Origin of the sequence: Gaiella sp. (assembly GCF_035558935.1) — a bacterium.
Lineage (GTDB): Bacteria > Actinomycetota > Thermoleophilia > Gaiellales > Gaiellaceae > Gaiella.
In genome coordinates this window covers 1-8,451 of record NZ_DATMBZ010000056.1, presented here as the reverse complement: position 1 = coordinate 8,451, position 8,451 = coordinate 1, and the positions used below count along the sequence as shown (strand labels likewise).

Here is an 8,451-nt window from a genome sequence, read left to right as displayed (position 1 = left end):
GTCGTCCTTCGCTGGCTCAAGGCCGAGGGCGAGTCGTTCGTGCGCGGCGAGCCGCTGCTCGAGGTCGAGACGGACAAGGCGACCGTCGTCTACGAAGCCGAGAGCGACGGCGTCCTCGAGAGCATCCTCGTCGGCGAAGGCGGCGCCGCCCACCCCGGGGAGCCGATCGCGACACTCGCCGACGGCGCCGCGCCTGCTGCGGCGCCGGCCGCGCAGGCTCGTGCGCCGCGCACCACCGCGCCGGCGGCGACCGCGTCGACCATGGACTTCAGGAGCGCGGTCCGCGAGGCACTCGACGAGGCGCTCGCCGCCGACGAGCGGGTGATCCTCTTCGGAGAAGACGTCGCCGTCGCGGGCGGTGTCTTCGCGGTCACGCCCGGTCTCTACGAGAAGTACGGCGCCGAGCGCGTCTTCGACACGCCGATCTCCGAGCTTGCGCTCGCGGGCGCGGCGTTCGGCTCGGCGGTGAACGGGCTGCGACCCGTGATCGAGATCATGTTCGGCGACTTCCTGCCCCTCGTGATGGACAGCGTCGTCAACCAGATGTCGAAGTACTGGTTCCTCACGGGCGGCCAGGTCTCGGTGCCGGTCGTGATCCGGTCGGTCGTGGGCGCGGGCGGGCGGTTCGGGGCGATCCACTCGCAGATGCCCGCGTCGTGGTTCATGGGGGTCCCCGGCGTCAAGATCGTCGCGCCCGCATTCCCCGCCGACGCGAAGGCGCTGTTGCGGGCGGCCATCGACGACGACAACCCGGTGCTGTTCTTCGAGCACAAGCGCCTCTACGGGCTCGAAGGCGAGGTGAACGGCGCGCCCGCCAGGATCGGCGAGGCCGCGATCGTGCGAGAGGGGCGTCACGTCACGCTCGTCTCCGCGATGCGCGGGGTGCACGAGTGCCTCGCGGCCGCGGAGCGGCTCGCCGCGGACGGCATCGACGCTGAGGTCGTCGACCTGCGGACGCTGCGCCCGCTCGACGGCGACACCATCCTCGCGTCGCTCGAGAAGACGACGCGCGTGGTCGTCGTCGAGGAGGGCCCGCTGACGGGCGGCTGGGGCGGCGAGGTGCTCGCCGTGGTCGCGGAGCGCGGCCTCGGCGACGTCGACGACATGTGGCGGATCACGACGCCCGACACGCCGGTCCCCTACAGCCCTCCGCTCGAGGACGCTCACCTGCCGGGGGCCGATCGCATCGTCGCCGAGGTCTCGAGGCGCCTCGGGTGACCGACGTCGCTGCAGACCAGACCTTCGCCGGGGCGGCGGAGACGCACGAGCCGTCCCACATCGGGCCGCGCCTGCGCGCGCAACGCGAGCAGCTGGGATTGAGCCTCCGTGAGCTCGCCCGCCGGATCGGCGTCTCCGCCAGCCTCATCTCGCAGATCGAGCGTGACAAGGTGAACCCGAGCGTGAGCACGCTCTACTCGCTCGCCCGCGAGCTCGGCCTCAGGATGGGCGACCTGTTCTCCGACGAGGCATCGTCGGTTCCGGCGGCGTCGGCGCATTCGCCGCTCGTCACTCCCGATGCGCGGGCGCTGATCAACCTCGAATCCGGGGTCACGTGGGAGCGGCTCACCGCCGACGCCGACCCGGGCGTCGAGTTCCTGCGCGTCGTCTACGACGTCGGCAGCGAGTCGTGTCCCGAGGACTCGTTGATGCGACACGGTGGCAAGGAGTACGGGTACATGATCGCCGGCCGCCTGCGAGTGCAGGTCGGCTTCGAGCGGTACGAGCTCGGGCCGGGTGACTCGATCTCGTTCGATTCGTCCTCTCCCCACAGGCTGTCGACCATCGGAGATCGCCCGGCCGAGGCGATCTGGGTCGTCGCAGGGAGGCAGAGCGACGGCCGCCGATCTCAGTCATCCTCCGGCGGAACCTGACCGCCCGACGGAAAGGAGCCTCACGTGCTGATAGCAACCAAGGATCGCGTCCTCCCGACGACCGTCACGGGTTCCTGGCCGCGACCGACGTGGTTCACGGGCAACCTGTTCGAGCGACCGTTCTCGTCCGGAATGGCGGACGTTGCGTACCGCGAGCAGTTCGTCGACGCCGTCAGCTCGGTGCTGAGCGACCAGGAGCTCGCAGGTCTCGACATCCTCACGAACGGCGACTACCACCTCGACGCGGACATCGCCGGGCGGTCGTGGTTCTCGTATCCCTCCGAGCGCTTCTCGGGCATCTCCGAGTACGACACGGAGACGACGTTCGGCTGGTCGTACCCGATCGGGTCGTGGCTCAACGAGATCGTCGGCGGCTGGAAGTACCACGCGGTGACCGACAAGATCGGGCCGCGCGTCCCGCTCGAGTTCGCGAAGGTCTGGCGCGTCGCGCAGGCGCGCTCCGAGAAGCCCGTCAAGTTCGGGACGATCGCCGCCGACCTCGCCGCGACCGTGCTCACGGTCAAGACCGACGCCTACGCGCAGGACAAGCAGGACCTGATGTGGGACATCGCGACGATCCTGAACGCCGAGCTGCGCGAGCTCCAGGCCGCCGGCTGCAAGGTGATCCAGATCGAGGAGCCCGCCATCCACTCGTCGGCCGCCTACGGCGCGCCCGCGGAGGTGCTCGACTTCCTCGTCGACCTGTTCAACCACACGGTCGAGGGTCTCGACGACTGCGAGCTCTGGATCCACACCTGCTGGGGGAATCCCGGCGCGCAGCACTGCTTCGATCCGCAGATCTCGTACGAGCCGTCGGTCGACATCTACCTGAACCGCCTGAAGGGCGACGTGTGGACGATCGAGTCGAAGGAGAACGGCCACACGCTGCTGCCGGCGTTCGCGCCGTACAAGGGGAAGCTCCCGAAGAAGGTCGCCGTCGGGATGATCAGCCACCGGCGCCTCCAGGTCGAGACGCCCGAGGACGTCGCCGCCGACATCCGCACGGCGCTCGAGTACATCGACGCGGACAAGCTCGTGCTCTCCTCTGACTGCGGCTTCGGCCGCCAGGGCGTCCCGCGCCCGATCGCGATGTACAAGGCCGCCGCGCTCGCCCAGGGCGCCAACATCGTGCGCGGCGAGCTCGGTGCCGAGCAGACGCACGTGCGGGCGGCCGACCCCGACCTCCAGGTCGACGTGCCGGCACGCCAGGCGGAGCCGGTCGGGGCCTGACCGCCGCTCGGCTCGGGGGGAGGGCCGCCGGGCGACGGCGGCCCTCCCCCCGCATGCGGTCTTTCCGCACAGCGCTTCAGTGGTGCGCCCGATGGCGGCTCGGCCGTTGCGTGCGATCCTCCGGCGGTCCGGACTTTGGAAGGAGGAGTGATGACAGTCGCTCCAACACCGCTCCACGGCCATGCGCCGCATCGGCGCTGGCTTCTGGCTGCCGGAGCCGTCGCGCTCGTCGTCGCGGGGATCGCGATCGGTCTGCTGATCCACGGCGACGTCGCGGACAGGTCGTCCGGCGTCGGCGTCGAGGGCTCCGGTGTCCCCGCGACCGAGTCCCGCGACGTCGCGCCCTTCGCAGCCGTCGACCTGGCCGGCGGCAACAACGTCACCATCCACGTCGGCGGCGAGCAGTCGGTCGTCGTCTCGGCGGACGACAACCTGCTCGACCGCGTCACGACCACGGTGGAAGGCGGGAAGCTCGTCATCGGAACGACGCCGGGCAGCATGGCGACGAAGGCGCCGATGAGCGTCGACGTGACGGTCCCGACCCTCCGCGCGCTGACGCTCAGCGGCAGCGGGACGGTCGTCGCCGACGGAATCGACGCAAAGCGCCTCACCGTGGCACTGCCGGGCAGCGGCATCCTGCGCGCGAACGGCACGGCGACGACGCTCGAGGTCGAGCACGCCGGCTCGGGCGATGCGCAGCTCGAGGGGATCGCCGCGTCGGATGTCCACGCGGTGCTCAGCGGCTCCGGCCGCATCGTCGTCACGGCGACCAAGTCTCTCGACGCGACGGTGTCGGGGAGCGGGGCGATCTTCTACGGCGGCGATCCGTCGCAGGTGACGACCAGCGTCACCGGCAGCGGAGTCGTCATGCACGGCTGAGCACGGGCCGCCGCGCGACGTGACGGCCGAGAGGCCCCTCCGGGCCTCTCGGCTGGCTCGAGCTCGTCGTCAGATCGTCGGGCCGTCGGGCTGCGAGCCCGACCAGAGCGCGCCCGGCGGGGCGCCGAAGGGGCCGTGTCCACGGTCGGGCAGCGTTCCGTTCGCCATGTCGGTGAAGCGCTGCTTCGCATTCGCGAGCATCTCGTCGGCCTGGGCCCTGGTGATGCGCCCGGCCGCGACGGCGGCGTCGAGCTCCTGCTTCTCGTCGGCGACGAGGGCGGAGACGAGCCCGTCGACCGACTTGGCCTTCGCCTTCGCGACGTCGGCGAGCGTCTTGCCGCCTGCGAGCTCGGTCGCCAGCTCGGTCTCCGTCATGCCCAGGTAGGCGGCGGCCGCGTCGAGGTGGCCGAACCCGCGTATCCCGGGGCCCCCGTGATGGCCGAACCCGAAACCGCCGAGCATCGGATAGTCCTCCGCCTCGATCCGAGCCTTGAGGGCATCTCCCTGCTCCTTCGTCAGCCTGCCGTCGGCGACCGCCGCGTCGACACGGTTCTCGAGCGCCTGCTTCAGCGCGCTCGACAGCCTGCTCGGCGTGACGCCGAGCTGCTTCGCGGCGTCCTCGACGACTGCCTTGCTCTCCTCCTGCGGCGAGCCCCCGGTCGTCGCGGCGATCGCCGCGCCCCCACCGGCCACGGCGAGCGCCGCGGCCCCCACGGTCACGAGCTTGCGTCTCATCGGTTCTCCTTCGGTCGGGTCACATGCTCATTGAGCCTGCGCGACCTGGGATTTGGCTGTGACGACGCTGTGCGTTTCCGGAGCGGCCAGACGGCGCTGACCAGCGGCACCCAGATGATCCACGGGGCCCAGTCGCCCGGATACCGCCATCTCGTCCTCAGGTGCTTCAGTCAGCCGTCGCCCGTCTCGCATTGCGTGACGATCCAGATGGGCTTCGCTCCGCGCGGCGTCGGGCGCCCGGCTCAGTCCGACGGCGGCCGGCGGGTGCCTTCCTGCTCGAGCCGGCGGAAGCCTCCGCTGAACCCCGGCGTCCCGCCGGGTGCCGTGCGCTGCGTCTCGAGCCTCCGCAACCGCGCTTCGAGCTCGCGCACGTCGGCGCCGCCCCAGCCGTCGTCGCGCTCGTCGAGCTCGCGCTCCCGCTGCGCCAGAAGCTGCTCGCGGGCGGCGATCGCGTCCGAGTGGTCGGCGAGCTCGCGCCGCGTGCGGAGGAACGCCTCCTCGGCCGCGCGAAGCTCGTCGAGACGCGCCTCTATCTCGGCGAGCCGCGCCGCATCGGGGTCGGGCGGGGTGCGCTCCCGCTCCTCGACCGCGCGTTCGCGGACCTCGAGCTCCCGAGCGAGGGCCTCCAGCTTCGCAGCGCGCTCCGCCAGCTCCGCGTTGCCGTTGGTGGGCACGCCGCCGAGCGCAGCCTCACGGGCCGCGACCGCACGCTCCCGTTCGGCCACCGCCGCCGCACGAATCGCGAGGCGGTCGGAGTCCGGGTCGACGAGCGGAGGGAGCGCGACACCCGGTGCCTTTCCGCCCGCGACCCGGGCAATCGCGGCGCGCAGCTCTTCCTCGCGCTCTTTGACGGCGCTGATCCGTTCGGCGAGCTGGCGCTTCAGCGCCTCGAGCGCGGCGCGTTGGTCGGCGAGCGCCTGGCGCTCCTGCGCGACGGGGTCCTCCTCGCTGTCGACGCGTCGGACGAGCACCACCATATGGTACGGCGAACCCGCAGCGTTCCCTGCCGGAAACGCCTCGACTGCGGGTTCTGTCGGAGGCTACGCCGCTCGCTCGAGCCGCTCTTCGGCCCGTGCCCTGCGCACGATCTCGTCCCGCTCGCCGAAGCGGATGCGGGCGCGCTCGGCGCGGATCTTCGCCCAGAGCTCCTCGAGCCGCGCGTCGAGCGCCTTGATCTCGTCGACGACGACCGGATCACGACCCTGGGAGAGCGAGTTCCAGAGCGCGACTCGTCGCTCGCTCAACTCTTCGATCTCCGTGTGGAACCGCGAGATGGTGTCCATGGACGACACAACGCTCCTGGATGCCCGAACATTCCCGCGGCTAAACGGGACTCAGCCGCGGCGGGCGAAGAGGAAGAGCGCGATCGCGAGGGCGCCGACGATCACGGCGGCCCAGGTGACGACGTCGAGGACGGTGTTCATTCGTATCCGAGCTCGGAGAGGCGGTCCTCGTCGAGCCCGAAGTAGTGGCCGAGCTCGTGCAGCACCGTGATCCGGATCTCCTCGCGCAGCTCGTCGACGTCGTCGAAGTCCGCCTCGAGCGGCCTGCGGAAGATCGCGATCCGGTTCGGGAGGTCGCCCGGCCCCGGGCCGCCCTCGGTCAGCGGGACGCCGTCGAAGACACCGTAGAGGTCGGGATCCTGTGGGTCCTCGTCCTCCACGACCACCGCCACGTTCCGCAGTGCGCCGGCGATGTCCGGCGGCAGGCTGTCGAGCGCTTGGCGGACGACGTCGTCGAAGGACACGGTCAGCGAACGGTCAGGGCGAGCACGGCTTTGTAGACGTGCAGCCGGTTCTCGGCCTGATCCCAGACGAGAGAGCGGTCGCCGTAGAGGACGTCCGTGGTGATCTCCTCGCCGACGTGCGCGGGGAGGCAGTGGAGCGCAATGGCGTCCGGCCCCGCGAGCGCCAGCTTCTCGGCATCGAGACGGTACGGCTCGAGGTCTGCGATGCGCCGGTCGTGCTCCGCCTCCTGGCCCATGCTCGTCCAGACGTCCGTGTAGAGAACCTGCGCTCCGGCGACCGCCTCGCCGGCGTCCGTGACGACCTCGACGCTCCCGCCGCTCCCGGCTGCGTCCTCGCGGCACGAGGCGACGTCCGCATCGTCGGGGCGGTAGCCGTCGGGGCACGCGGCGACGAAGTCGACGCCGGTCCGGGCCGCGATGCGCATCAGCGAGCGACAGACGTTGTTCCCGTCGCCGAGGTAAGCGAGTCGCACGCCCGCGAGCGTCCCGAACCGCTCCCGGATCGTCATCGCGTCGGCGAGCGCCTGCAGGGGATGGGCTGCGTCGGTGAGGCCGTTGACGATGGGGATCGTCGCGTGCTGCGCGAACTCGTCGACCTCTGCCTGGTCGAAGGTGCGGATCACGATGCCGCTCAGGAAGCGGGAGAGGACGAGCGCGGTGTCGCGCGTCGACTCCCCGCGCGCGAGCTGGAGGTCGGCGGCGGGGACGTAGAGCGCCATGCCGCCCAGCTCCGCGATCCCGACCTCGGAGCTGATCCGCGTCCGTGTCGAGGGCTTGCGGAAGATGAGCCCCACGGTTCGCCCCGGGAGGATCCGAAGCTCGCGGCGGCGCGAGCGCTCGACCTTCAGCTCGTCGGCGAGGTCGAGCGCTGTCCGGAGCTCGTCGGGGCTCCAGTCCGAGACACGCGTGAAGCTCCGTCCCTTGAGCGTCTGGGGGACCCCCGCCATGGCGCGATCGTACTCCCAGAGAACTTGCTATGAAGCGACGCATATTTTATAATCGAGACTCTAGTATTTCTCTGCGAAGGAGGAACCATGTCCACACTCGTACGCTGGGAGCCCTTCCGCGACATCGCGCAGATGCAGGGCGAGATCGGCCGGCTGTTCGACGGCCTGTTCGAGAACCGCAGCCGCTCGGCGCAGGGCTGGGTGCCTGCGCTCGACGTCTGGGAGACGGAGAGCGACGTCGTCTACGCGTTCGACCTGCCCGGGCTCGCCGAGGACGCGATCTCGATCGAGGTCGCGGACGACACTCTCACGGTGACGGGTGAGCGGCGTCGAGCGACCGAGGAGCAGAGCGACCGTTTCTTCCGCTACGAACGGCGCTACGGAAGCTTCTCGCGCGCCGTCGGCCTGCCGGCCGGCGTCGACGACTCGAAGATCGCCGCCGCGTACAAGGACGGCGTCCTCGAGGTTCGCGTGCCGAAGCCCGAGGAGGCGAAGCCTCGCCGGATCCAGCTCGGAGCGGCGCCTGCCGACGTCGACGCGTCCGCGAACTGAGCGACCGAGTCATCCGTTCTCTCGGAGGCGGCCCCCGGGCCGCCTCCGGCGTCCGGCGTTAGAGTCTTCGCATGTCGCGATACACGGAAGCCCTCAACGAGCAGATCGCGTACGAGTTCGGCGCGTCGCAGCAGTACGTCGCGATCGCCGTCCACTACGACGCGCAGACCCTCCCGCAGCTCGCCGGCCACTTCTACCGACAGGCCGTCGAGGAGCGGAACCACGCCATGATGATGGTGCAGTATCTCCTGGACGCCGACGAGCAGGTCGTGATCCCCGCGGTGGAGGCGCCGCAGGTCGACTTCGCGGACGTCGTCGCCCCGGTCCAGCTGGCGCTCGACCAGGAAAAGCGCGTCACCGGCCAGATCCAGCAGCTCGCGATCACGGCACGTGAGGAAGGCGACCTCGTCGCCGAGCAGTTCATGCACTGGTTCCTCCAGGAGCAGCGCGAGGAGGTCTCGTCGATGTCCGCGCTCCTCGACGTCGTCAC

The 8,451-nt window shown here is 70.7% G+C and carries 11 protein-coding genes; 6 read left to right on the top strand and 5 right to left on the bottom strand.

Annotation, left to right across the window (positions count from 1 at the left end):
* From VNM44_RS05720 to VNM44_RS05705, 4 genes are all read left to right on the top strand, one after another.
* On the top strand, nucleotides 1-1,218 hold a 1,218-nt coding region (locus VNM44_RS05720; protein ID WP_325623593.1), incomplete at its 5' end, for a transketolase C-terminal domain-containing protein.
* Nucleotides 1,215-1,871, top strand: coding sequence for an XRE family transcriptional regulator (locus tag VNM44_RS05715; RefSeq protein ID WP_325623591.1), 657 nt, complete (start codon nucleotides 1,215-1,217; stop codon nucleotides 1,869-1,871). The genes VNM44_RS05720 and VNM44_RS05715, both read left to right, overlap by 4 nt.
* A gap of 24 nt (nucleotides 1,872-1,895) precedes the next feature.
* Nucleotides 1,896-3,101 (top strand): cobalamin-independent methionine synthase II family protein, encoded by a 1,206-nt coding sequence (locus VNM44_RS05710; protein WP_325623589.1) that lies wholly within the window; start codon nucleotides 1,896-1,898, stop codon nucleotides 3,099-3,101.
* Between the two features lie 150 nt (nucleotides 3,102-3,251).
* Nucleotides 3,252-3,980, top strand: coding sequence for a head GIN domain-containing protein (locus VNM44_RS05705; protein ID WP_325623587.1), 729 nt, complete (start codon nucleotides 3,252-3,254; stop codon nucleotides 3,978-3,980).
* Between the two features lie 69 nt (nucleotides 3,981-4,049).
* On the opposite strand, the gene VNM44_RS05700 is transcribed toward VNM44_RS05705, so the two are convergent.
* The 5 genes from VNM44_RS05700 to argF all read right to left on the bottom strand — a co-directional run bounded on the left by VNM44_RS05700 (nucleotide 4,050) and on the right by argF (nucleotide 7,409).
* Nucleotides 4,050-4,715, bottom strand: coding sequence for a hypothetical protein (locus VNM44_RS05700; protein ID WP_325623585.1), 666 nt, complete (start codon nucleotides 4,713-4,715; stop codon nucleotides 4,050-4,052).
* A 242-nt stretch (nucleotides 4,716-4,957) separates the two neighbouring features.
* Nucleotides 4,958-5,686, bottom strand: a complete 729-nt coding sequence (locus tag VNM44_RS05695) for a hypothetical protein (protein WP_325623583.1) — start codon at nucleotides 5,684-5,686, stop codon at nucleotides 4,958-4,960.
* A gap of 69 nt (nucleotides 5,687-5,755) precedes the next feature.
* A complete protein-coding gene (locus VNM44_RS05690) occupies nucleotides 5,756-5,998 on the bottom strand; it encodes a hypothetical protein (protein WP_325623581.1) in 243 nt (80 codons plus the stop codon).
* Nucleotides 5,999-6,135: 137 nt separating this feature from the next.
* Nucleotides 6,136-6,462: a metallopeptidase family protein gene (locus VNM44_RS05685; RefSeq protein WP_325623579.1), complete on the bottom strand. Its 327-nt coding sequence runs from the start codon at nucleotides 6,460-6,462 to the stop codon at nucleotides 6,136-6,138.
* Between the two features lie 2 nt (nucleotides 6,463-6,464).
* Nucleotides 6,465-7,409: an ornithine carbamoyltransferase gene (gene argF, locus VNM44_RS05680; RefSeq protein WP_325623577.1), complete on the bottom strand. Its 945-nt coding sequence runs from the start codon at nucleotides 7,407-7,409 to the stop codon at nucleotides 6,465-6,467.
* An 87-nt stretch (nucleotides 7,410-7,496) separates the two neighbouring features.
* On the opposite strand from argF, the gene VNM44_RS05675 reads away from it, so the two are divergent.
* Nucleotides 7,497-7,961: an Hsp20/alpha crystallin family protein gene (locus VNM44_RS05675; RefSeq protein ID WP_325623575.1), complete on the top strand. Its 465-nt coding sequence runs from the start codon at nucleotides 7,497-7,499 to the stop codon at nucleotides 7,959-7,961.
* 71 nt (nucleotides 7,962-8,032) lie between these two features.
* On the top strand, nucleotides 8,033-8,451 hold a 419-nt coding region (locus VNM44_RS05670), incomplete at its 3' end, for a ferritin (protein WP_325623573.1).